Origin of the sequence: Leifsonia poae, assembly GCF_027921845.1 — a bacterium.
Lineage (GTDB): Bacteria > Actinomycetota > Actinomycetes > Actinomycetales > Microbacteriaceae > Leifsonia > Leifsonia poae.
Genome location: NZ_BSEN01000015.1, coordinates 700,140 through 721,114 on the forward strand (window position 1 = coordinate 700,140; position 20,975 = coordinate 721,114).

Below are 20,975 nucleotides of genomic sequence, written 5' to 3' on the forward strand. Positions count from 1 at the left end.
ACTCCCTTCCCATCACACACACTCCGTCATTCGAACCCATCAACCCCAGGCGCCGGCACAGCCTACGACGGCCTCCCGTCGCCGGACCGCAAGAACGCCGAGCGGGGCAATAGTCATGGCATGACCGATGACACTGCACCGCGGAGTACTATGCCCGGCGATGGCTCTCGACCCCGCTCTGCACGACTGGCTGCTCGACACCGACCCGGCGTTGCGCTGGCAGGTCGAGCGCGATCTGATCGACGCTCCCCGCGACGAATGGGAGGCCACACGCTCCCGGATCGCAACCGAGGGGTTCGGGGCGCGCCTGCTCGCGCTTCAGGATCCGGACGGTCAGTGGGCGGGAGGGGCGTTCTTCCCGAAGGACTTCGACTTCGACGGCCCGGAGGCCGCCGAGGGCGCCGGCCAACCGTGGACCGCTACCACCTGGAGTCTCAACGCCTTGCGCGACTGGGGGCTCGACCCCGCTGCCCTCGCCGGCACGGCGGAACGGCTCGACGCGAACAGCCGGTGGGAGTACGACGGCTCCCCGTACTGGCGCGGCGAGGTCGACTGCTGCATCAACGCCTACACGCTGGCGAGCGGCGTGTGGCTCGGCGCGGACGTGAGCGGGATCGCGCAGTGGTTCCTCGAACATCGCATGAGCGACGGCGGCTGGAACTGCGAGTGGGTCGAGGGCTCGACCCGCTCCTCGTTCCATTCCACGCTGAATGTGCTCCTCGCGCTGCTGTACGCCGAGCAGGCGACGGGCGGGAGCGACGAACTGCGCGCGGCGAGGCATGCGGGGGAGGAGTACCTCCTCGAACGCCGGCTGATGCGACGGCTGAGCACAGACGAACCGGTCGGTCCGTGGGTGACGCGCTTCGCGTACCCGTTCCGCGCTCCGTTCAGCGTGCTCAAAGCGACCGACTACTTCCGGGAGGCCGCTCTGCACGACGGCGTGCCACCGGATGCTCGGCTCGGCGACGCCATCGAGGTGGTCCGCGCCGCGCGACGACCCGACGGAACCTGGTTGCAGGAGCACCGGTATCCGGGTCAATCCTGGTTCGACGTCGATGTGCCGCCGGGGCTCCCGTCGCCGTGGCTGACCTTCTTCGGCACCCGCGTGCTGCGGTGGTGGGACGGAGCCGCGGCCTAGGCGCTGCCCTTGGCCCGCGGGTGGAACACGCCGCGATGGATCTCGCGCACCCGCGCGTGACCGGGCGAGTCCGGGTCGTCGACGATCGGCTCGTCGGCCATGAACGACCGGATGACGTGAGCGAGTTCGCCGGGATGGCTGAAGTTGATCGCGTGCGCCGCCCCTTCGATCGTGACGAGCAGCACGTGGTTGTCGGTGCGGCTCGCGATCTCCTTGACCCGCGCCGGCCCCGGCATCAGCGGATCCCTGTCGCCGATCACCACCAGCGTCGGGATGCGCAAGGCGAGCAGCCGTTCGAGCGACGGATACTGCGTGAGCGCTCTGAACATCCGGACCGTGCTGGGGACGCCGAAACGCAGGTAGTCGGGGGTGGCGACCCGGACCATCCTGCGCGGCTCGCGCGTTCCGTCTCTGGTGAGCTGTCCGATCGCCCGGCGCAGTGGTTGGTTCTGCACGCCGCCGGCGGGCGAGACGAGGATGGCGCGCTCCAGCCGCTCCGGGTAGTGATAGGCGAACTCGCAGATCACGGGGCAGCCCATCGAGTTCCCGACCAGCGTGACCTTGTCGATCCCGCGATCGTCGAGGAAACGCGCCGCCGCGTGCGCGAGGTCGGGGACGTCGAGCGGAACATCCACCTTGTCGCTGCGACCGAACCCCGGCAGGTCGGGAACGAGCGTGTGGAACTCGTCGCGCAGGAGTTCGGCCGTCGGGAGCAGGTATCTGCCGGAGAGACCGAAACCGTGGACGTGCATCATCACGGGGGCATCCGGAGGCGCGGGGGACTCGCGGTAGAAGACGTCGATGCCGTCGATCGTCGTCCACCGCTCGGCCAGCGCCGATGCCGGCCGTCGGGGAAGCTTGCGTGTCTGTTCGCCGGATCCGCTCGATCCGCCCGACCCTCGTGGAGATGTCACCCGAGCCACACACCCAGTGTGCGCCCGATGCCGCCGCTCCTCGTCACCCTCGCCGGATGATCTCAGCCATCGGCGCCGGACATGCGAAAGGAGAGGGAATCCACTTCCCTCTCCACTTTCAATTTATAGCCGAGTGGGGGGCTTGCGGCAAGACCCGGGTCATGGCGCAGACTAGTCGGCCGAGGCGGAGAGCAGCATGAGGGGAGTCGCTGAATGGGCGTGGTGTCGACGGTGTACGGGACGGATGAGAGTGATTCGACAAGCGGCGGAATGGGGCCCGGCGAGGACGTGACCAACAGCGCCTTCGACCTGCCGGCACGATTGGCCGCGAAGTCCGACCCGCGGCTGATCGCCGACGATGAGCGGCACTTCGCGGCGATCCAGGCGAGCCTCGATCAGACGATCGCCGAGCTCAGCGCGCACCTCGAGGCGCAACTCGCGGCACCAGGGGGCCCCGGTCAGGCCGCGATGGACCGCGATATCGAGATCCATCGCGTGACGGCACGGCTGCGGTCGCTCCGTCGATACGGACTGGATCTGTGCCTCGGTCGCATCGTGCCGGACGACGGTGGCGAACCCGTGTACATCGGGCGCTTCGGCCTGACGGACAGCGCAGGAGGCCGCCTCCTTCGCGACTGGCGGTCACCGGCCGCCGAGCCGTTCTTCGGCGCGACGCACGGCGATCCGATGGGGCTGGCGAGCCGTCGCCGCTACCGCTGGACGCACGGCAGAGTCAGCGACTACTGGGACGAGGTGTTCGATCCCGACGGCTTCGCAGACAACGCCGCGCTCGACGATCAGTCGGCGTTCATCGCGAGCCTCGGCAGCAGTCGCTCACCCCGGATGCGTGACGTGCTCGGCACGATCCAGGCCGACCAGGATGCGATCATCCGGGCAGGATCCCGCGGCGCCCTCGTCGTCGACGGCGGCCCCGGCACCGGCAAGACCGTGGTCGCCCTCCACCGTGCCGCCTACCTGCTGTACGCGGATCCGCACATCGCTCGCGGCTCGGGCGGCGTGCTGTTCGTCGGCCCGCACCAGGCGTATCTGGCCTATGTGGACGACGTGCTCCCGAGCCTGGGGGAGGACAGCGTGCAGATCTGCACACTCCGCGATCTTGTCGCCGAGGGAGCCGATGCGATCACGGAAGCCGACCCGCCGGTGGCGGCTCTGAAGGCATCCGCCGATCCGGTGCGACTGATCGACGCCGCGGTGCGGTACTACGAGCAGCCGCCGGCCACCGGGATGATCGTCGAGACGCCCTGGGCGGACCTGCCGCTCAGCCGCGCCGAGTGGGCCGAGGCCTTCGACGCGGCCGACCCCGGCGCCCCGCACAACGAGGCTCGCGACCAGGTGTGGGAGGCGCTGCTCGACATCCTGATCGATCAGCTCGACGATGAGGAGGTCCCCCCGCACGTCGCGCGTAGGGCCCTCCTGCAGAACGAACAGCTGACCGGAATCTTCGCACGGGCGTGGCCGCTCCTCGACCCGGCCGGCGTCGTCGGGGACCTCTGGACGGTGCCCGCGTATCTGCGCCTGTGCGCTCCCTGGCTCGGCGCCGACGAGCTCCGGATGCTCCAGCGGCCGGATCCCCGCGCCTGGACGGTGTCCGACCTGCCCTACCTCGACGCTGCACGCCGGCGCATCGGCGATCCTGAGGCGGCGCGACGCACGCGGCAGCGAGACGCCGCGATCGCGGCATCCCGCGAGCAGATGGCGCAGGTCGTCGAGCACCTCATCGAATCCGACGACAGTGAGATGCAGGTGATGTCGATGCTGCGACGTCCGGATGCGCAGAACAGCCTGGTCGACGAGTCCGCGTTGCCGAGCGCCGACCCGGATCTGCGGGCGGGCCCGTTCGCGCAGATCGTCGTCGACGAGGCCCAGGAGCTCACCGATGCCGAGTGGCAGATGCTGCTGAGCCGCTGCCCGTCGCGCAGTTTCACCATCGTCGGGGACCGCGCTCAGGCGCGGCACGGGTTCAGGGAGACGTGGGAAGAGCGTCTCGGGCGGGTCGGGCTCGGCCAGGTCACGACGGCGTCGCTCACCATCAACTACCGCACACCGGAGGAGGTCATGGTCGAGGCGGAGCCGGTCATCCGGTCGGTGCTGCCGGACGCGAACGTGCCGACGTCCGTGCGGACGAGCGGTGTTCCGGTGCAGCACGGCGCCGTGGCAGAGCTGCCGTCGATTCTGGATGCGTGGCTCGACGAGCATCCGGAGGGGATCGCCGCCGTCATCGGCAGCGTCGCCGCCGGGGTCGAGGTGGGCGTCGATGTTGTGCGGGGGAGGAGCCGCACGCGGCTGCTGACACCGGAACTGTCGAAGGGACTCGAATTCGACCTGGTCGTGCTCATCGACCCGGAGTCGTTCGGCACGGGCATCGAAGGGGCGGTCGACCGCTATGTGGCGATGACACGGGCGACCCAGCGGCTCGTGATCCTCACCTCATCGCAGGTGAAGGAGCCGCTGTCGGTTCAGTGAACCGGACAGATGCTGGACGCGCCGGCCGCGGTGCTGCTATCGTCCAGGGGTCCGTGACGAGCTCGAGGAGGTGGAACCCATGATCGCAGTATCCATGGGGTGCTTCCCGTCTCTGCCACGGGTGGCCGGCTGACGCAGGTCGTCGCCGGGAGCGCCTCGTTCAGGCACTCCCGAAAGGCAACAGCCATGCACTTCACTTCTGAGACGTCGGCCGACGGCGTCATCGAACGCACCTTCGCACTGTACGACGTGACCGGCGTCGTCTGGTCGCCCGCATCCGCCACCGATCCCGCACCCCTGGTGCTGATGGGTCACGGCGGCGGGCTGCACAAGTTCGCAACGGCGCTCGTCGCCCGCGCTCGCTACTACGTCACGACCTGCGGGTACGCCGTCGCGTCCATCGACGCGCCCGGTCACGGCGAGCGCCCTCGCTCCGCCGAGGACCAGGCCCAGGTCTCCCGGATGCTCGACGCCCGGGCATCCGGTCAGTCGATCGACGCGATCGTGACCGCCTACAATGCCTCCCTGGCCGAGCGTGCTGTTCCGGAATGGCAGGCGACGCTGGACGCCCTCCAGACCGTGCCCGAGATCGGCAGCGGTGGTCCGGTCGCCTACACCGGCATGACGCTCGCCTCGGCGATCGGCCTGCCGCTGGCCGCCGTCGAACAGCGCATCACCGCCGCCGTCTTCGGCGGTGTGCTGGTCTACGACGCGCTGCTCGAGGCCGCACGCCGGATCACCATCCCGATCCAGTTCCTGCTGCCGTGGGACGATGCGGAGATCTCACGCCGCTCGGGCTTCGAGCTGTTCGACGCCTTCGCGTCGCCGGAGAAGACCCTCCACGCCAACCCGGGCGGTCACCACCAGGTGCCGTGGTTCGAGACGGAGGACTCGGCGCACTTCCTCACAAGGCACCTCGGTCGTGGGCGGCCGTCGGACGAGCCGACACCGGAAGGGCCGGTGGTACGCTGACCGCGCCATCCGAACGACGAAGGAGCGGACTGTGGGAGTGACAGGTATCGGCGGACTCTTCTTCCGGAGCCAGGATCCGGACGCGCGGGCGGCGTGGTACCGCGAGCATCTCGGGATCGAGGCGGGCCATGCGGACATCTGGCAGCAGCAGGCGGGCATGACCGTCTTCGCTCCGTTCCCCGCCGACTCCGATTACTTCCCAGCAGAGCAGCCGTTCATGCTGAACCTGCGGGTCGCCGAGTTGGATGCTCTGGCCGCGAAGCTCGAGGGGGAGGGCATCGCCGTCGAGCGTCGCCCGGAGTGGACCACGGAGTACGGAGACTTCGCGCGCATCCACGACCCCGAGGGGCTGCCGATCGAGCTGTGGGAGCCACCATCGGGGCCGGGCCCTCGCTGAGCGATTCAGCGGGCCCCGGCTCCGAGCCGGGATAAATCTCTCACTAGGTGTCCGATCCGGGTGGGTCCGTTCGTTGTCTGTATGAAAGGCGCTCAAGGGCTGGGCGCCGACAACGAGGAGTAGCAGAGAGATGAAACTGACGACTGTCACGCAACTCACCCTTGACGGAGTGACCCAGGGAAACGGCGGCGCGAGTGCCGAGGATCGCCGGGGCGGATTCGTCCGCGGTGGATGGGCCAGGGGAGTCGGTGACGACTCGACCCGCGATCACATCGCCGCGACCTACCAGCGCGCCGACGCCTTTCTGTTCGGTCGTCGGACGTACGACCTGTTCCTCGAATTCTGGGGAACGATGGAGGACCTGAAGCGTCACCCCATCGGAGCCGCACTGAACGCGAAGCCGAAGTACGTGGCATCCAGGACCCTGACGGCGCCGGCGTGGTCGAACACGACCGTGCTCGGTGACGACCTCCTCGCGGCCGTCACCGAGTTGAAGGCCGGCGGTGAGGGCGAACTCCAGGTGCACGGAAGCAGTCTTCTCGTGCAGTGGCTGCTGGAGCACGACCTCGTCGACGAGATGGAACTGCTGACCGTCCCCGTCATCCTGGGGCAGGGTGCCAGACTGTTCGCAGATTCCGGTCGGGACTTCGCGATGGACCTCATCGACTCGCACACCGATTCACGCGGAGTGATGATTCAGACCTTTCGGCCCGCCGGCCGCCCGCAGTACCACACCAACTGATCGCACGAAGAGAACGAAGGAGAGGATCGACATGCAGTATCTGGTTTCCGTCATCGATGACGGTCAGGCCTACGAGGCCGACAGGGACGAGTCGGCCAGTTCGGCCGAGGCGGCCGCGATCGACGAGTTCAACGACCGTTTGCAGGCCGAAGGCCATTGGGTGTTCGCCGGCGGCCTCGGCAGGCCCGTCGCCGCCACCGTCGTCGACAACAGGGGAGAGGCACCGATCGTCAGCGACGGGCCCTTCCTCGAGTCGAAGGAGTTCCTCGCCGGCTTCTGGATCCTCGAGGCCGCCGATCTGGACGTCGCGTTGGGGCTCGCGCACGACGCCTCCAAAGCGTGCAACCGCAAGATCGAGGTTCGGCCGTTCCTGGAGCCGTGAGCGCCGTCGACGACGCGATCATCCGTGCCCACCGCGACGAGTGGGCACGGGTGGTCGCGACGGTGGCCAAGCGGTTCGGCGACCTCGATATCGCGGAAGAAGCGGCGAGCGAGGCCTTCGCCATCGCAGTCGAACGATGGCCGGCCGATGGCGTGCCACCCAACCCCGGCGGCTGGCTGACGACCACCGCCAATCGCAAGGCGATCGACCTGATCCGCCGTGAGAACAAGCGCGACGGCAAACACAGGGAAGCACTGATGATCTTCGACGACGAGCCGGCCCCGTCTCTGGGCGCGATCGACGACGACCGGCTTCGACTGATCTTCACGTGCTGTCACCCGGCGCTCTCGATGGAGAGCCGGGTGGCGCTCACGCTGCGGATGGTCGGCGGCCTCACTGCGGATGAGATCGCGCGGGCGTTCCTCGTGCAGGAGTCCGCCATGGGACGCAGGATCACCCGCGCGAAGGTGAAGATCAGGGAGGCGCGCATCCCGTTCCGGGTGCCGGCGTCGGCCGACCTCCCCGAACGCATCTCCGGTGTGCTCGCCGTGCTGTTCCTCGTGTTCAACGAGGGCTATCTGGCGACGGGCGCCGACACGGATCCGGTGCGGGACGATCTCACGGCGGAAGCCATCCGGCTGGCCCGCGTGATCCACGAGCTGATGCCGGACGACGGCGAGGTGACAGGGCTGCTCGCGATGATGCTGCTCATCGAGGCGCGTCGCCCCGCGCGTGTCTCGACGAGCGGCGAGCTGGTCACCATCGACGGACAGGATCGCGGCGCGTGGAATCGGGACCTGATCGCGGAGGGGCACGCCCTCGTTCGGGAACGGCTGGCCACGGGCGAGCCCCCGGGGAGGTACCAGGTGCTCGCCGCGATCAACGCCGTGCACACCTCGGCCCGCGACGTGCGCGACACCGACTGGTCGCAGGTCGTAGCGCTCTACGACCAGCTGATCACGCTGGACCCGTCGCCGGTCGTCGCCCTGAACCGGGCGATCGCGATCGCCGAGATCGATGGCCCGGATGTGGGGTTGGCGACGGTCGAAAGCCTCGAAGCCGCGTTGAACACCTACCACGCGTTCCACGCCACGCGGGCGGACCTCCTCCGCCGGCTCGGACGGAGCCGGGACGCTCGCGACGCGTACGATCGCGCCATCGAACTCTCGGGCAACACCGCCGAGACGGCGAATCTCCTTCGTCGCCGCCGGCAACTAGCGGGCTGACCGGTCCATCACCCGCGAGGGGCGAGCCTTACGCGAGGTAGTTGCCGAGCGCGTCGAGCAGGCCGCGCGTCCCCTTCTCGCGGCCGGGCCCGTCGGCCCAGAACTGGTCGAAGAAGACACCGTGCTCGGCGTGCGTGAAGCGCGTGCCTCCGTCGATGGGCTGGAACTCCAGCGACGCCACCGAGGTGGACAGGTGGATCCCATCGAGCCACATGTCGTACGTGGTGACGATCCGCACGTAGTCGACGATGTCCGTGTACGTGGCGACGTAGCGCGAGACCGGGCCGTCGTGGAACTCGGCTTCGGCGACGTCGCGGCCGCCGACCCGGAAGTCGTATGCCCACTCGCGGGGCTCCGCGGCGTCGCCCGCGCCCCACCAACTGAGCTTCTGGCTCTCGTCGGCGAAGGCGTCCCAGACGCGTTCGACGGGAGCCGGGTAGTCGCGGGTCAGGGTGAACTCCGCGCGGGCGAGGCGGCGCTCGATGGTCATGCGTGCTGCTCCCGCGTGAACGTGACATGGATCGTGCCGCTCTCGGCCACCTCGGTCGTCACCGTGTGGCTGCGGTCGAGGGCGGGTACGCCATCCCACAGCCGGAGCCCCCGGCCGAGGACGATCGGGGCGACCATGAGGTGCAGGTCGTCGACCAGGTCGGCGCGCAGGAATTCGAGCGCGGTGCCGATACCCCCGCCGACCCGCACGTCCTGACCGCCGGCAGCGTCGGTCGCCTCGGCGAGCACGTCTCCGATCGCGGCGTTTCGGAAATGGAACGTCGTCCCGCCGTCCATCGAGATCGAGGGACGGGGCGCGGTGCGGGTGAGGACGTAGACCGGGGTGCCGAACGGCGGCCGGTCGCCCCACCATCCCTTCCAGTCCGGGTCATCGGGGAACGTGTGCAGGCCGAACATCCCTGCTCCCATGATCTCCGAACCGATGCCCTCGAAGAATGCCGCGGCGTACGTGTCATCGACGCCGGTCGTTCCGGCGCCGCTGGTGTCGCCGAAGATCCGTTCGCGGAACGTGCGAGTCGCCGTGTAGGCCGCCGTGAGGCGCCCCCAGTCCGGGCCCATCGGGTCGTCGGGCGTCGGGTCGGACGTCGTGTAGCCGTCCAACGAGACGAAGAGGTCCATGCGAACGCGGGTCATGTCAGGTCTCCTTCGGGGTGGTTCTGGTCAAGTGGATGCCGAGTCGGTCGGCCAGGTGCTCGGCGGGGGTTCGTTGCTCGCCGAGCCACAGGTGCAGGATGTCGAGCGCGCCGGGTCGCAGGCTCACGGTCCGGACGCGGCCGTGCTTCACGGAGGTGACGAGGCTCGCGCTCTCGAGGACGCCCAGGTGCTGCATGAACGACGGCAGCGCCATCGGAAACGGCTCTGCCAGCTCCGACACCACGGCCGGAGACTTCACCAGCCGTTCCACGATGGCCCGGCGCGTGGGATCCGCAAGAGCGCGGAGCACGGCGTCGAGCTCATCGTGATACTTCGGCATATGCCTAACTATTGTCGGTGCGGCCGAATTCGTCAACCCCGATGCGGGGGAGTGGCGAGCGGGGTGGCGGATGGCGTCGGGTGGCCGTCGCGAAGCGACCGTATCGCTCGGCGACGCCCGAGGAATAAGATGCGCCATGGCCAGCACGGAGAACAGCAAGAGTCAGGTCGAGAATGCGGCGACGCAAGCCAGTGCGGAAGCCGACGCAGCGACGACGCTGCCGGAAGCCATGACGGGGAGGGCGAGTCCCGCGAAGGCGGCCGTCGGCGACAAGCCGGTCTTCGCCTACATCGCCGGCCTGCCGCAGCCGCAGCGCGGAATCGCCGAGGCGATCGACGCCCTGGCGGCCAAGACCCTTCCCGACCTCCAGCGGTCGGTGAAGTGGGGGATGGCGTACTACGGCGTCGGCGACGGCTGGTGCTTCAGCAGCGGCGGCTTCGCCCGCCACGTCAAACTCATGTTCATCAACGGCAACGCGCTCGATCCGGAGCCACCGGTGACACCGGTGGGGATGGGCAAGGCGACGCGCGGCGTGGAACTCGAGTCGCTCGACGACATCGACGACGACCAGATCGCCTCGTGGATGAGGCAGGTCACGTCGGTCCCCGGCGTCGGGGGCAAGAAGCACTGATACCCGCTTCCGCCACGTAAGGTCTCACCCAGCCACTCAGGGCAGGATGGAAGCGGACAGGGGAGCGGAGGAGCACACGTGACGGAACGTCGTTCGCGGAAGGGCGCCGAGCCGGCGGACGACGCCACCCACGACGGGTTGTCACGGCGGGGCTGGATCCTGCTCGCCTCCGTCACCGCCGCGGTGGCGGTCGGCGCCGTCGTTCTGGCCGTGGGCTTCATCGCGGGCGGAATTCCTGGTGGAGACTCCCGAGCATCTGCTTCCTCGACACTCCAGGCGGCTCCGCCGCACATCCCGAGCCTCGCACCGGCGCCGACGCCGCTGGGGCTTCCTCCGCGGCCGACCCCGACCCACGTCGCCACCGTTCCCTCGACCTCGTTCGACTCGGTGAAGCCTGGTGATTGCCTTCAGACCTACGACTCGCAGTGGGCGAACGCCTACCCGGTGGTCGGCTGCTCGGCACCGCACATCGCGCAGCTGCTGACCAGGGGAGTGCTCCCTCAGCCGTCGGGAGCGGCGTTCCCCGGCACGGACGCATTGGACACCCAGGTCAGCGACCTCTGCGAGCCTTTCCTGAACTGGGACTGGGTCGCGGTCTGGAACGAAGACGTCCAGCTCGGTCTGCGGTATCCGAACACCAGTCAGCAGTGGGCGACGGGAACACGCTCGTACTCCTGCTTCGTGTACACGTTCTCACGACACGAGCTCACGGGGACTGCGATGCGCTAGTCGGCTGTCCGCCGCATTCACTCCTCAGAGGGTGGCCGACGCTGCTTCTTCGTCTCCGAACGCCGGCCCTTGGCGGCGAGCCGCCGGAGTTCGGATCCGCGGGTCGCTTTGGTCGGGCGGCGGGGAGCGGTATCCGGAGCCAGCGCGGTAGCGAGTATCTCGGCCAATCGGGCCAGCGCGGTCTCGCGATTCCGCAACTGGGACCGTCGCTCCGAGGTCGTGACGACCACGGAGCCGGCGACGAGCCGATGCCCGAGACGCGACAGGAGGATGGCTCGTTGACTATCGGACAGCGCCTTCGACCCGCGGATATTCCAGATCAGTTCGACCCTGCTGTCCGAGGTGTTCACGTGCTGGCCGCCAGGACCCGATGATCGCGAGAATCGCCACGCGAGTTCAGACGACGGAATCGTCAGCGCAGGTGACACGACGAGGTCCATGCATCAAGGGTGGCATGTCCGGGCCGGACGGGGGAGAGCTGGCGGAGCAGCAGGTGCCGTATCCGACGCCAGTCGGTGATTGGCCCAACCCGGGAACCTCCGTCGCGCCTGACGAGGTCCCCGGGTTGCGCCGGTCGTCAGGCCGTGTGGAGGTGCTTCTGGACGAAGGCTCCGACTTCGGCGGACACGGCGGCCTCTTCCGGTGCGTTGCCGTACCCGGCGTGGGGGCGGCCGTCGAAAATGTGCAGGTCGGCATCCACACCGGCCTCGCGCAGCTTCCGGTGCAAACGGACGGTGTTCGAGAGGTACAGGTCGCGAGTTCCCGAGATCAGGAGCGTCGGCGGGAACCCGGTGACGTCGCCGAAGAGCGGGGAGAGGTATGGCTCGGTGAGGTCATGCCCGTCCGCATAGAGGGCGTTGACGTCGAGAAGGCTCTGCAGGCCGACGCTGACATCGGCCAGGGTGGTGAAGCTGTCTCCCGATTCGGTCAGGTCCACCTCGGGAGTCAGCAGCACGAGGCCGGCGGGCATGGGCAGGTTCTCGTCTTTCGCTTTCAGGATCAGAGCTGCGGCGAGGTTGCCTCCGGCAGAACCGCCTCCCACGATGATCTGGGAAGGGTCGCGGACTTCCAGGAGCGCCCGGTAGACGGCCATGACATCGTCGAGGCCGGCGGGGTAGGGGTGCGCGGGCGGCATCCGGTAGTCCGGAGCCCAGTGGACGAGGGGCGAGCTGAGCGCGGAGATCTCGGTCATGACCCTGGTGAGGTCGCCGCCGCCCATGATCAGAGCGCCACCGTGGATGCTCAGGAACACGGGGGAGTCGTCGCCGGTCGGGGCGCCGGAGGGGGTGACGACATAGGTCGGGACGCCGGCGATCTGTTCCAGGGATGACTCCATTGGGAGTGCCATCCCGCTGAGCATGTCGGCGACGAAGGCATCGGACTGCTCGACGTAGGTGGTCCAGCCGGCGACATCGTCCACAGCGGGGAACGGGGTTCGAACGATCGGGACTTCGAGTCCAGCCCGTGCCGCTTCGCTGAGAAAGGTCGGGGCGGCTGGGGGAATGACGGGAATGACGGTGTCTTCGGGCATTGCATCTCCTTTGATGGTCACGGCAGTCATATTGAATACGGCCCGTCTCCTAATTGCAAGCATTGATGGGATACTCTCAGGGCGTGAGCGCAGAGCAGGAGCCTTCGGGTACACGCCGGGGTCGACCACGTGACCCGCAACTGCGTGCCCAGGTCTTGACCGCCGCGTCCCGTCAGCTGGAGAACGCCGGCTACACGGCAATGACGATGGAGGGCATCCTCGCGGACACCGGGATCGCCAAGCGCACCCTGTATCGGTGGTGGCCGAGCAAAGCTGCAGTCGTCGCCGAGGCCATCTTGGAGGGCTTCGTTTCGGTGCCCGAGAACAGGATCGCGCATACCGAGGATGTGTGGGAGGACCTGCGCAACTGGCTTGAGTCCGTCGCGGTCTCGGTGCGTGGATCGTATGGCGAGGTACTGCGCGCGGCAACGGCGATCGGCGCGACCGACGCCGCATTGGGGGAGAGCCTCACGAACGCGTTCGCCCGCCCCGCACGGGCCGACGTCATCGCGCGGCTGCAAGCGGCGGCGAAACGCGGTCAGGTCTCCCCGGGCGCCGACCTCGATGCGGTGGTCGACCTGTTGATGGCGATCATCGTCTACATCGGGGTGAGCCGCGATGATGCTGCCCGTATTCCGGGAGCCCTGGGGGTCATTCGGTTAGGCATCGAACCTTAGTGTCACGAGCGCCCGACCAGCGCTGAGACGACGGCACCTGGCGCGGCGGGGTTTGCGCCTGGGGTGAGTGCCCCGAAGAGAACGGTGCCGATGAGGGCATCCGCGACTGCGATTTCATCGACCTCGACGCGCAGTTGCCCAGCGGCTTTGCCTTTCGAAATTCGGTCGACCAGGCTCTGATGAACGGGGCCGGTAGTCATGGAGTACAAGAGTCGCGCCTCCTCTGGATCGTCGGATGCGGCAGTGATGAGCGCGCGTGTGATGGATGCCTGGAGCGGATCTCGCATGGCCGCGGCGATAGCCTCGAGCCAGCTCGTGAGGTCCCGCTCCAGGCTGCCCGTATCCGGAACTGCTTCGGACGGTAGGTCAAGTTCTCCGGCGAGCAGCAGGTCGGCGATGATGAGCGCCTTCGTCGCCCACCACCGGTAGATCGTCTGCCGACCCGTTCCCGACCGATCCGCGATCTCCTGAATGGTGAGCCGCTCGTAGCCCTTCTCGGCGAGGATCTCTCGCGCGGCCGTCAGGATGGCGCGCCGAGCAACCTCACTCCTCGGACGCCCTCGGGAACTTGTCGGCACGAATCGATTCTAAGTCGCTTGCTTGATTTCGAGACAGGTGTATCGTAAATACGTTCGCACGTGCTCAAAGGAGAAAAATGACGAAGACTGCCGTGATCACCGGTGGGACCGGCGGGATGGGGATGGCCACAGCCAGGATCCTCGGAACTGATCACCGCATTGTTCTGGCTGATCTGAACCAAGAGCGCATTGACGCGGCGATCGTCGAGCTCAGTGCTTCTGGCATCGATGCTTCTGGAACGGTGTGTGACATCACCGATCGGGCTTCGGTGGAGAAGTTGATGGTCTTTGCGGAAGCGGGGGATCACCACGTCCGAGCTGTCGTACACACGGCCGGCGTCAGTCCCCAGATGGGCTCAGCCCAGTTCGTTGCGCACATCAATGCAATCGGCACCGTCAATGTGACGGAGGCCTTCCTCGCGCGGGCGGCCGAGGGGGATGCTCTCGTGAACGTCGCCTCCGTCGCAGGCCACGGTTTGCCAAAGGTGCTTGTTCCTTCGGGTGCCTTCCCGAAAGCGGCGAGCGACCCGGTCGCGTTCGAGAAGATCATCGTCCGGCGGTCGCGTGTGTTCGGGAAGAAGCTGCATTCTGGCCTTGCTTACAGCTTCAGCAAGGCGTTCGTCATCTGGTACTCCCGCAAGCAAGCTGCAGCATTCGGTGCCCGGGGAGCGCGCATCGTCTCCGTTTCACCCGGCAGCTTCGATACCGCGATGGGCAAGCTCGAGGCAGATCACGGCGCTGCAGACTTGCTCACGTTCTCGGCCATCAAACGATTCGGCAAACCGGAGGAAGTTGCTGCGGTTCTCGCCTTTAGCGCGAGCGAGGCACCCGGTTACCTAACCGGCACGGACATCCTTGTCGACGGTGGCACGCGAGCCGGTCAGGAGTTCAAGAAGTCCTAGGAAACCATTTCCCCCCGGACACTCCACCCGACGAAGCGAGGAGCACAGAATGACAATTCGCGGACGCGCGGTCCACGCCACCTTGACCAGGTTCAGTCCTGGAGCCCGACTGCAGTCACAGTTGCTGCCGACCGAGCCGGGGGATCTCGTGTTCCTGGGCGATGGGCTCAGTCTCCATGGGGAATGGGTGGAGTGGTTCCCGACCTCCTCGGTGCGGGCGCTCGGTGACGAGTTACTGCTCATCGACGACGTCGGGTCGTACTTCAGCCTGGTGACCTTGCCGCGAGCGATTGTGCTGCTGGTGGGCACCGCAGACCTGGCGGGCATGGGTGGAACCCGCAATCCTGCCCGTGTCGCGGCCCGTTTGGAGGCGCTGATGGCCCGCGCGGTGGCGCGCTTCGATCCGTCATCCCTCTTCGTGGTCGGCGTTCCAGAGAGACCAGCGCTGGGGGACCGGGCCACGGAATTCAACCGGCTGGCCGCACCCGTTGTCACCCGTCGCGGCGCGACCTTCGTCTCTCCGCCCTTGTTCGGTGGAGATGAGGCGGATGGGTACATGGTGTCCCCACTCCGTTGGGATGCGACTGTGTACGCATCACTTGCTCGGGAACTGGCAATGGCGATCGGGTTGCCTGGTGCAACCGGACGTGACGTGCCACCGCTGGCCGATGTCGGAAAGGGTTTCGTCGTCAAGATGGAACGCAAACGCGCCCAACTCTTCGAGGCGCTGCCATCGCCGTCGGGCCGAGTGGTGCTTTTCGGTGACAGCATCACCGAGGGCGGATTCTGGGACGGCTGGTTGCCTGATCTGCCGACGGCCAACCGAGGGATTGGCGGAGACACCGTTGCCCAACTCGCGGCCCGTGTCGATACCGCTATCGACTCACCGCGTCTTGTCTCCGTGCTCGCAGGAACCAACGACCTCATCCGCGGTGACCCGAAAGACGCAGACTCGATCGGCCGGCGCTTCCATGACCTCATCGCGCAGATCCGCAAACGCGACGCCGAGGTCCCCATACTGATCAACAGCGTCATGCCCCGCGGTGCCAAGTACATCGACGCGATCACGACCATCAACAATCACTACCGAGAGACTGCTTCGGAGTTCGGTGCGCATTACCTCGACCTCTGGCCGGGCCTTGCCACGCCGAAGCGGACGCTGCGCAAGGAACTCACCCCGGACGGTCTCCACCTCAACGGCAGCGGCTACCGCGAGTGGGTGAAGGTGCTCAAGCCTGCCCTCGAGCAGCTGCTCCACTGATGCCGTGAGCTGATTCGGCGGCTCCTGGGAGCCTTGCCGCTCCTGGCAGCGGGGTCGGGTGCGTCAAGCCGGGTCGGGATCGTCTCGATACCGGCGGTGAAAGTCGGGTCCGTGGGCTTGTTGCGGAACCCGTGGGTGGGGGAATGACGACGTGCTCGACGGGCGTCCTTGCGCTGTCGAGTGAGCGCTCGAACTGATCCCCGGAGCACGAAGCGTGTCGGCTTCGGCGTTCAGGAAACGCGTTCATGCAGTGCTGAATGAATCGGCGGCGCGAATGGGATGGCGGTGGCAGCATTGTCCTGTGACCACACATCAACTCATCGCAGCACTGGGTAGTTCATTCGCAGCCGGCCCGGGGATCGAGCCCGTGGCGGATCCGGCCGCAATGCGATCCCAGAGGAACTATGCTCATCAGCTCGCCGACCGGCTGGGTGCGAAGCTCGTGGATCTGACTGTCTCTGGGGCGACGACCGCGACCGTGGTGGATACGCCCCAGGAAGTTCTCGGGGGAGCGGTGTTCCCTCCGCAGCTCGACGGCGTTCCCGAGGATGCCGACGTCGTCACCGTCACCGCGGGTGGAAACGACCTTCAGTTCGCGCCAGCCCTGTTGTGGGTGGCATGGGCGCGTCTCGAGCCGACTTCTCCGATGGTCCCCACGCTCGGGGCCATGTTCTCGGACGGAGTCCCTGCCCCGACGCAGCAGGCGATCGAGCAGGCGACCGCCGGTCTCGTGCGCATCGTTGAGGCCGTGCGCGCGAAGGCGCCGAACGCTCGCGTCATGCTGGTCGACTACCTCACCGTCCTGGACGAGAACTCGATGTCGTCAACACCGTTCACCGACCTTGAGATCGGTCAGTTCCTTGAGATCCAGGACGCCATCGGGCAGGTGTTCAGCGACGCCGCTGCTCGAACTGGGGCAGACCTCATCAGCGCATCATCCCTGAGCGCGGGGCATGCCGTTGGGTCTGTTGAACCGTGGGTCCAGCCGTTCTACCAAGTGATGGAGCGGACGGGTGGATCCTTCCATCCGAATGAGGCGGGAATGACGGCGATCGCGGCGGAGCTCGAGCGCGTTCTCACGAGCTAACTGGCTCAGGCGAGAATGTCCGCCCACTGCGGGTACTTTCGGGCCAGCTCCTGCGTATGCGCGAGGAGGGCCGCTGTGGGCGGCACGACCTTGGACGGGTCCCAGGCGAGGCCGAACGTCCGGTGGGCATTCGGGTCGGACAACGGGATGCTGACGGTACGTGGGCTCAGGGACGCATCCGCCGGCAGAACCGCGACACCCATCCCGGTCGCGACGTAGCCGCGCACTGTCAGGAAGTCATCGGCTTCGAGGACGATGCGTGGGGTGAATCCAGCCGCGGCGCACAACGAATCGGACCGCTGTCGAGCGTCGAACCGACTGTCGAGCGCGAGGAACGGATCGTCTCGAACCTCGGACAAGCGGACCGTGGTGGCGTTCGCGAGCCGGTGTCCTGAGGGCACCACCAGCACGAGGGCCTGCTCTCCAATGGGCAACCAGCTGAACCGATCCGGTGGCCGCGGTGAAGTGATCGCAACGTCTATCCGGCTCTCATCCAGCCAGTCGAGCAGGTCGGTGCTGGAGCCCTCGCGGTGCACGATCACCGTGTTCGGGCGGCTCACCAAGAAGGATGCGATCAGCTCGCCTGCCACCGTCGGTCCGAGCGATCGCAGGAATCCGACGGTCAATGGTGCCTCCTGTACCGTGCCGCGGATGCGCCCCAACGCTTGATCCAGCGTGTGCAGTGATGCGGCGGCGGCAGCGGCCAGTATCCGCCCATCGTCACTGAGCTCCACGCCTCGACCTCGCCGAACGAGAAGGGTGATTCCGAGGTCCTGCTCCCATGCCCGCACGGAGCGACTCAGGGTCGGTTGACTCGTGCCCGACCGCTCCGCGGCTCTCGTGATGTTCTCGTCGATCGCGAGCGCCGCCAGTTGGGCGAGCGCTGGAGCCAGATAGGAACCCGACGTTTCATTCATTCCTGAATGAAACCTCGGATTCGCTCTTGGCCGCAACTCCGCTCCAGCGGAGACTGGCTTGCATGGCAGTTCTCGAATCCCGCTGGAGCACCCGTCGACGTGAGAAGGGACGCCGTCTCGAGCAACTCGGCATCACGGGCTCGTCGAAAGTGGTGGATGCCTGGTGCATCGACGATGTGCTGGCCACCCTGATCCAGCCAGGCGATCGGGTCTCCATCGAAGGCGACAACCAGAAGCAGGCCGACTTCCTGGCCGGAGCGCTCGCGCAAGCCGATCCGGAACGCCTGCATGATCTGCACCTGCTGATCTCCTCCGTCAGCCTGCCTGTCCACCTCGACATCTTCGAACGCGGGGTCGCGTCCCGCCTCGACCTCGCCTTCGCCGGGCCGCAGAGCCTCCGGCTTGCGCAGCTCGTCGAAGACAAGGTCGTCACCATCGGAGCCATCCATACCTACGTCGAGTTGTACGCGCGGATGTTCGTGGACCTGCCGCCGACCGTCGCGCTGCTGTGCGCCGAAGGCGCGGATGAAGACGGCAATCTCTACACCGGCGCCAATACGGAGGACACGCCGACGATCGCTGAAGCGACCGCGTTCCACGATGGCATCGTCATCGTCCAGGTGAACAAGATCGTCGACACGCTGCCGCGCGTGGACATCCCCGGCGACTGGGTCGACGTCGTCGTCGTGAGCCCGAAGCCCTACAAACTCGAACCGCTCTTCACCCGCGACCCGGGGAAGATCGGCCGCGTCGAGATCCTGAAGGCGATGCTCGCGATCCGCGGCGTGTACGAGCGGCACGAGATCGTGTCACTGAACCATGGCATCGGATTGGACACTGCCGCCATCGAGCTCATCCTGCCCACTTACGGCGAAGAGCTGAATCTGCGCGGACGGATCGCACGGAACTGGGTCCTCAACCCGCACCCCACCCTGATCCCTGCGATCGAGAGCGGGTGGGTCGAATCGGTGCACTGTTTCGGAGGCGAGCCCGGCATGGAACGCTACGTCGCAGCCCGCCCCGACGTCTTCTTCACCGGACGTGACGGAAGCCTGCGGTCCAATCGGGTGCTGGCACAGCTCGCCGGCCAGTACGCGATCGATATGTTCATCGGGTCCTCCCTCCAGATCGACGGCGACGGGAACTCCTCGACCGTCACCGCGGGCCGCCTGGCCGGCTTCGGCGGTGCGCCCAACATGGGCCACGATCCGCATGGTCGACGGCACGGAAGCGCGGCCTGGCTGGACCTGGCCTCGGGCGAGGGCGCGAACCGGCGGGGAAGGAAGCTCGTCGTCCAACTCGTGGAGACCTTCAAAGCCGGCGGAACCCCCACCTTCGTCGACCGTCTCGACGCAGTCGACGTCGGCGAGCAGGCCGGCATGCCACTGCCACCGGTGATGATCTACGGTGACGACGTCAGTCACGTCGTCACCGAGGAAGGTGTTGCCTACCTCTACAAGGCCGACAGCATCGAGGAACGCCGCGAAGCCATTGCAGCTGTCGCCGGCGCAACGCCCATAGGGTTGCGGCACGATCCACAGGTGACCGAACGCCTCCGCCGGGACGGAGTTGTCGCACTCCCCGAAGACCTCGGCGTGGACGTGCGCCGGGCGGACCGTTCGCTGCTCGCCGCGAAGAGCGTCGGCGACCTTCAAGCCTGGTCCGGTGGTCTCTACGACCCTCCGGCCAGGTTCCGGAACTTCTGAGCTCGTGACTCCCACCCTGAGTACGCACCCGGCCGATCCGGAAACTCTCGCCGCTCTGGCCGTAGAGGCCATTCGGGAGGAAGCCCTTCTGACCCCTAAACCCGGCCTCGTCGACCGCAACGGCTCGGGTGGTCACACTGACATGGACGTGTCGATGCTGCTTCGGTCGGCCGATTCCCTCCACGAGACGTTCATTCGACTGGCATCTCTGAGCCAGCAGGACATGGATGCCCAGGAGTTGCGCGATCGCGTCGGTGTTCTCGGACGAATCGGCGAAGCCACCATGCTCGACGCGACCGGCGGTGTCAACACTCACCGCGGCGCACTCTGGACCATTGGACTGCTCATCACCGCAGCCGGCAGAGCCGAGACCGAGGCGGGGATCTTCCGCCGTGCGGCAGCACTCGCGCGAACATCGGACTCCGCCGGCGCGCCCGCGCAGTCGTCGAACGGGCAGCGGGCAGTCCGAGCTTTCGGTGTTTCGGGGGCGGTCAGTGAGGCGGCCGCCGGGTTCCCCCACATCACGCAGGTAGCACTACCGGCGCTGCGGGCCGGCCTGCGCCGCGGTGACACCGTCGAGCTCTCTCGTCAGCGAGCCCTCGTTTCCCTCATCGCATCCGTCGACGACACGTGCATCCTGCACCGCGGTGGACGCTCCGGCCTGCGATGGATGCAGCGCGCAGCGCGCCGAACGCTGGATGGGCGCCGGTTCGACAGCGCGCTCGAACGATTCGCCCATCACGCCGACCAGCGCCGTCTCTCTCCCGGGGGGAGCGCAGACCTCTTGGCCGGCGCCATCTTCGTGAACAGTCTTCACCTACCCCAGACCGATTCCCCGGTACCCCTGCTCCAGCAGGTCGCCCGTCAGGAGGCACTCCATGCAGACCATTGAATTCGAGTTCCCCGGCGGCCGTCCAGCGATCCAACGGGCGCACATCGGAGTCGTCGGATCCGGCGACCTCGAAGTCCTCATCACCCCCGGATCCGCCGACCTGGCATCCGTGAGGGTGCGCACCAGCGTCGACGGGTTCGACGAGATCTGGCGCAACGTGCTCTCCCGCTTCTTCACTCGGTACGGGCTGACCGGGTCCATCGAGATCAATGACTTCGGCGCCACCCCCGCCGTCGTCTCCATCCGGCTGCTCCAAGCCCTCGATCAATCCACCGCAGTCGGTACCAGCACAGGGGAGCACTGAGCATGTCGGAAGAAGCGACCCC

The 20,975-nt window shown here is 67.2% G+C and carries 24 protein-coding genes; 16 read left to right on the plus strand and 8 right to left on the minus strand.

Translation table 11 applies throughout. From position 1 onward, the window contains the following. Window positions 1–160 precede the first annotated feature (160 nt). Entirely contained in the window at window positions 161–1,138 is a 978-nt protein-coding gene (locus tag PKE84_RS18100; RefSeq protein ID WP_271178637.1) for a prenyltransferase/squalene oxidase repeat-containing protein, read from the plus strand. Here PKE84_RS18100 and PKE84_RS18105 read toward each other — a convergent pair. Then, window positions 1,135–2,061, minus strand: a complete 927-nt coding sequence (locus tag PKE84_RS18105) for an alpha/beta fold hydrolase (protein ID WP_271178638.1) — start codon at window positions 2,059–2,061, stop codon at window positions 1,135–1,137. The two genes, PKE84_RS18100 and PKE84_RS18105, sit on opposite strands and share 4 nt — an antisense overlap. 261 nt (window positions 2,062–2,322) lie before the next feature. Between PKE84_RS18105 and helR the strand changes: the two genes are divergently transcribed. The 6 genes from helR to PKE84_RS18135 all read left to right on the plus strand — a co-directional run bounded on the left by helR (window position 2,323) and on the right by PKE84_RS18135 (window position 8,255). Continuing rightward, complete coding sequence (gene helR, locus PKE84_RS18110; RefSeq protein ID WP_271178639.1) at window positions 2,323–4,536, plus strand: RNA polymerase recycling motor ATPase HelR; 2,214 nt, start codon at window positions 2,323–2,325, stop codon at window positions 4,534–4,536. Window positions 4,537–4,722: 186 nt separating this feature from the next. After that, window positions 4,723–5,508 (plus strand): dienelactone hydrolase family protein, encoded by a 786-nt coding sequence (locus PKE84_RS18115; protein WP_271178640.1) that lies wholly within the window; start codon window positions 4,723–4,725, stop codon window positions 5,506–5,508. A gap of 31 nt (window positions 5,509–5,539) precedes the next feature. Next, complete coding sequence (locus PKE84_RS18120; RefSeq protein ID WP_271178641.1) at window positions 5,540–5,905, plus strand: VOC family protein; 366 nt, start codon at window positions 5,540–5,542, stop codon at window positions 5,903–5,905. Window positions 5,906–6,035: 130 nt separating this feature from the next. After that, the gene (locus PKE84_RS18125; RefSeq protein WP_271178642.1) at window positions 6,036–6,647 is read left to right on the plus strand and encodes a dihydrofolate reductase family protein; all 612 of its coding nucleotides are present in this window, start codon (window positions 6,036–6,038) and stop codon (window positions 6,645–6,647) included. 31 nt (window positions 6,648–6,678) lie between these two features. Next, window positions 6,679–7,029: a YciI family protein gene (locus tag PKE84_RS18130; protein WP_271178643.1), complete on the plus strand. Its 351-nt coding sequence runs from the start codon at window positions 6,679–6,681 to the stop codon at window positions 7,027–7,029. Then, entirely contained in the window at window positions 7,026–8,255 is a 1,230-nt protein-coding gene (locus tag PKE84_RS18135) for an RNA polymerase sigma factor (protein WP_271178644.1), read from the plus strand. The genes PKE84_RS18130 and PKE84_RS18135 overlap by 4 nt, the downstream gene beginning before the upstream one ends. 28 nt (window positions 8,256–8,283) lie before the next feature. Here PKE84_RS18135 and PKE84_RS18140 read toward each other — a convergent pair whose 3' ends face one another. From PKE84_RS18140 to PKE84_RS18150, 3 genes are read right to left on the minus strand one after another with little or no spacing between them, the layout of a single operon-like run. Then, the gene (locus PKE84_RS18140; RefSeq protein ID WP_271178645.1) at window positions 8,284–8,745 is read right to left on the minus strand and encodes an SRPBCC domain-containing protein; all 462 of its coding nucleotides are present in this window, start codon (window positions 8,743–8,745) and stop codon (window positions 8,284–8,286) included. Then, window positions 8,742–9,398, minus strand: a complete 657-nt coding sequence (locus PKE84_RS18145; RefSeq protein WP_271178646.1) for a dihydrofolate reductase family protein — start codon at window positions 9,396–9,398, stop codon at window positions 8,742–8,744. Before PKE84_RS18145 ends, PKE84_RS18140 begins: the two co-directional genes overlap by 4 nt. A gap of 1 nt (window position 9,399) precedes the next feature. Then, on the minus strand, window positions 9,400–9,738 hold the full coding sequence (locus PKE84_RS18150) for an ArsR/SmtB family transcription factor (protein ID WP_271178647.1): 339 nt from the start codon (window positions 9,736–9,738) through the stop codon (window positions 9,400–9,402). Window positions 9,739–9,874: 136 nt separating this feature from the next. Here PKE84_RS18150 and PKE84_RS18155 point away from each other — a divergent pair, with 136 nt between their 5' ends. After that, a complete protein-coding gene (locus PKE84_RS18155; protein WP_271178648.1) occupies window positions 9,875–10,369 on the plus strand; it encodes a DUF1801 domain-containing protein in 495 nt (164 codons plus the stop codon). A gap of 78 nt (window positions 10,370–10,447) precedes the next feature. Further along, window positions 10,448–11,098, plus strand: coding sequence for a septum formation family protein (locus PKE84_RS18160; RefSeq protein ID WP_271178649.1), 651 nt, complete (start codon window positions 10,448–10,450; stop codon window positions 11,096–11,098). Between the two features lie 17 nt (window positions 11,099–11,115). On the opposite strand, the gene arfB is transcribed toward PKE84_RS18160, so the two are convergent. Both arfB and PKE84_RS18170 read right to left on the minus strand, forming a co-directional pair. Then, a complete protein-coding gene (arfB, locus tag PKE84_RS18165) occupies window positions 11,116–11,538 on the minus strand; it encodes an alternative ribosome rescue aminoacyl-tRNA hydrolase ArfB (RefSeq protein ID WP_271178650.1) in 423 nt (140 codons plus the stop codon). A 137-nt stretch (window positions 11,539–11,675) separates the two neighbouring features. Continuing rightward, complete coding sequence (locus PKE84_RS18170) at window positions 11,676–12,629, minus strand: alpha/beta hydrolase (protein ID WP_271178651.1); 954 nt, start codon at window positions 12,627–12,629, stop codon at window positions 11,676–11,678. A gap of 83 nt (window positions 12,630–12,712) precedes the next feature. Between PKE84_RS18170 and PKE84_RS18175 the strand changes: the two genes are divergently transcribed. Further along, window positions 12,713–13,306, plus strand: coding sequence for a TetR/AcrR family transcriptional regulator (locus PKE84_RS18175; protein ID WP_271178652.1), 594 nt, complete (start codon window positions 12,713–12,715; stop codon window positions 13,304–13,306). Between the two features lie 2 nt (window positions 13,307–13,308). On the opposite strand, the gene PKE84_RS18180 is transcribed toward PKE84_RS18175, so the two are convergent. Then, complete coding sequence (locus PKE84_RS18180; RefSeq protein WP_271178653.1) at window positions 13,309–13,884, minus strand: TetR/AcrR family transcriptional regulator; 576 nt, start codon at window positions 13,882–13,884, stop codon at window positions 13,309–13,311. A 77-nt stretch (window positions 13,885–13,961) separates the two neighbouring features. On the opposite strand from PKE84_RS18180, the gene PKE84_RS18185 reads away from it, so the two are divergent. The 3 genes from PKE84_RS18185 (at window position 13,962) to PKE84_RS18195 (ending at window position 17,134) form a co-directional block, all read left to right on the plus strand. Next, window positions 13,962–14,786 carry an SDR family oxidoreductase gene (locus PKE84_RS18185; protein WP_271178654.1) on the plus strand — a complete coding sequence of 275 codons (825 nt, stop codon included), beginning with the start codon at window positions 13,962–13,964 and terminating at the stop codon, window positions 14,784–14,786. 49 nt (window positions 14,787–14,835) lie between these two features. After that, on the plus strand, window positions 14,836–16,047 hold the full coding sequence (locus tag PKE84_RS18190; RefSeq protein WP_271178655.1) for a GDSL-type esterase/lipase family protein: 1,212 nt from the start codon (window positions 14,836–14,838) through the stop codon (window positions 16,045–16,047). A 301-nt stretch (window positions 16,048–16,348) separates the two neighbouring features. Then, on the plus strand, window positions 16,349–17,134 hold the full coding sequence (locus tag PKE84_RS18195) for an SGNH/GDSL hydrolase family protein (RefSeq protein WP_271178656.1): 786 nt from the start codon (window positions 16,349–16,351) through the stop codon (window positions 17,132–17,134). Window positions 17,135–17,139: 5 nt separating this feature from the next. Here PKE84_RS18195 and PKE84_RS18200 read toward each other — a convergent pair whose 3' ends face one another. Continuing rightward, a complete protein-coding gene (locus tag PKE84_RS18200; RefSeq protein ID WP_271178943.1) occupies window positions 17,140–18,051 on the minus strand; it encodes a LysR family transcriptional regulator in 912 nt (303 codons plus the stop codon). Between the two features lie 26 nt (window positions 18,052–18,077). On the opposite strand from PKE84_RS18200, the gene mdcA reads away from it, so the two are divergent. From mdcA to PKE84_RS18215, 3 genes are read left to right on the plus strand one after another with little or no spacing between them, the layout of a single operon-like run. After that, window positions 18,078–19,757 (plus strand): malonate decarboxylase subunit alpha, encoded by a 1,680-nt coding sequence (gene mdcA / locus PKE84_RS18205; protein ID WP_271178657.1) that lies wholly within the window; start codon window positions 18,078–18,080, stop codon window positions 19,755–19,757. 4 nt (window positions 19,758–19,761) lie between these two features. Further along, window positions 19,762–20,649, plus strand: coding sequence for a triphosphoribosyl-dephospho-CoA synthase (locus PKE84_RS18210; protein ID WP_271178658.1), 888 nt, complete (start codon window positions 19,762–19,764; stop codon window positions 20,647–20,649). Further along, window positions 20,636–20,953 (plus strand): malonate decarboxylase subunit delta, encoded by a 318-nt coding sequence (locus tag PKE84_RS18215; protein WP_271178659.1) that lies wholly within the window; start codon window positions 20,636–20,638, stop codon window positions 20,951–20,953. The genes PKE84_RS18210 and PKE84_RS18215 overlap by 14 nt, the downstream gene beginning before the upstream one ends. Window positions 20,954–20,975 lie beyond the last annotated feature (22 nt).

Bases quoted from the DNA above. Each gene is read 5' to 3' on its own strand.
- PKE84_RS18215 (WP_271178659.1), top strand. From the start codon at position 20,636: ATGCAGACCATTGAATTCGAGTTCCCCGGCGGCCGTCCAGCGATCCAA.
- PKE84_RS18155 (WP_271178648.1), top strand. From the start codon at position 9,875: ATGGCCAGCACGGAGAACAGCAAGAGTCAGGTCGAGAATGCGGCGACG.
- helR (WP_271178639.1), top strand. From the start codon at position 2,323: ATGGGGCCCGGCGAGGACGTGACCAACAGCGCCTTCGACCTGCCGGCA.
- PKE84_RS18125 (WP_271178642.1), top strand. From the start codon at position 6,036: ATGAAACTGACGACTGTCACGCAACTCACCCTTGACGGAGTGACCCAG.
- PKE84_RS18190 (WP_271178655.1), top strand. From the start codon at position 14,836: ATGACAATTCGCGGACGCGCGGTCCACGCCACCTTGACCAGGTTCAGT.
- PKE84_RS18200 (WP_271178943.1), bottom strand. From the start codon at position 18,051: ATGAATGAAACGTCGGGTTCCTATCTGGCTCCAGCGCTCGCCCAACTG.
- PKE84_RS18170 (WP_271178651.1), bottom strand. From the start codon at position 12,629: ATGCCCGAAGACACCGTCATTCCCGTCATTCCCCCAGCCGCCCCGACC.
- PKE84_RS18130 (WP_271178643.1), top strand. From the start codon at position 6,679: ATGCAGTATCTGGTTTCCGTCATCGATGACGGTCAGGCCTACGAGGCC.
- arfB (WP_271178650.1), bottom strand. From the start codon at position 11,538: ATGGACCTCGTCGTGTCACCTGCGCTGACGATTCCGTCGTCTGAACTC.
- PKE84_RS18145 (WP_271178646.1), bottom strand. From the start codon at position 9,398: ATGACCCGCGTTCGCATGGACCTCTTCGTCTCGTTGGACGGCTACACG.
- PKE84_RS18185 (WP_271178654.1), top strand. From the start codon at position 13,962: ATGACGAAGACTGCCGTGATCACCGGTGGGACCGGCGGGATGGGGATG.
- PKE84_RS18100 (WP_271178637.1), top strand. From the start codon at position 161: ATGGCTCTCGACCCCGCTCTGCACGACTGGCTGCTCGACACCGACCCG.
- PKE84_RS18150 (WP_271178647.1), bottom strand. From the start codon at position 9,738: ATGCCGAAGTATCACGATGAGCTCGACGCCGTGCTCCGCGCTCTTGCG.
- PKE84_RS18140 (WP_271178645.1), bottom strand. From the start codon at position 8,745: ATGACCATCGAGCGCCGCCTCGCCCGCGCGGAGTTCACCCTGACCCGC.
- PKE84_RS18115 (WP_271178640.1), top strand. From the start codon at position 4,723: ATGCACTTCACTTCTGAGACGTCGGCCGACGGCGTCATCGAACGCACC.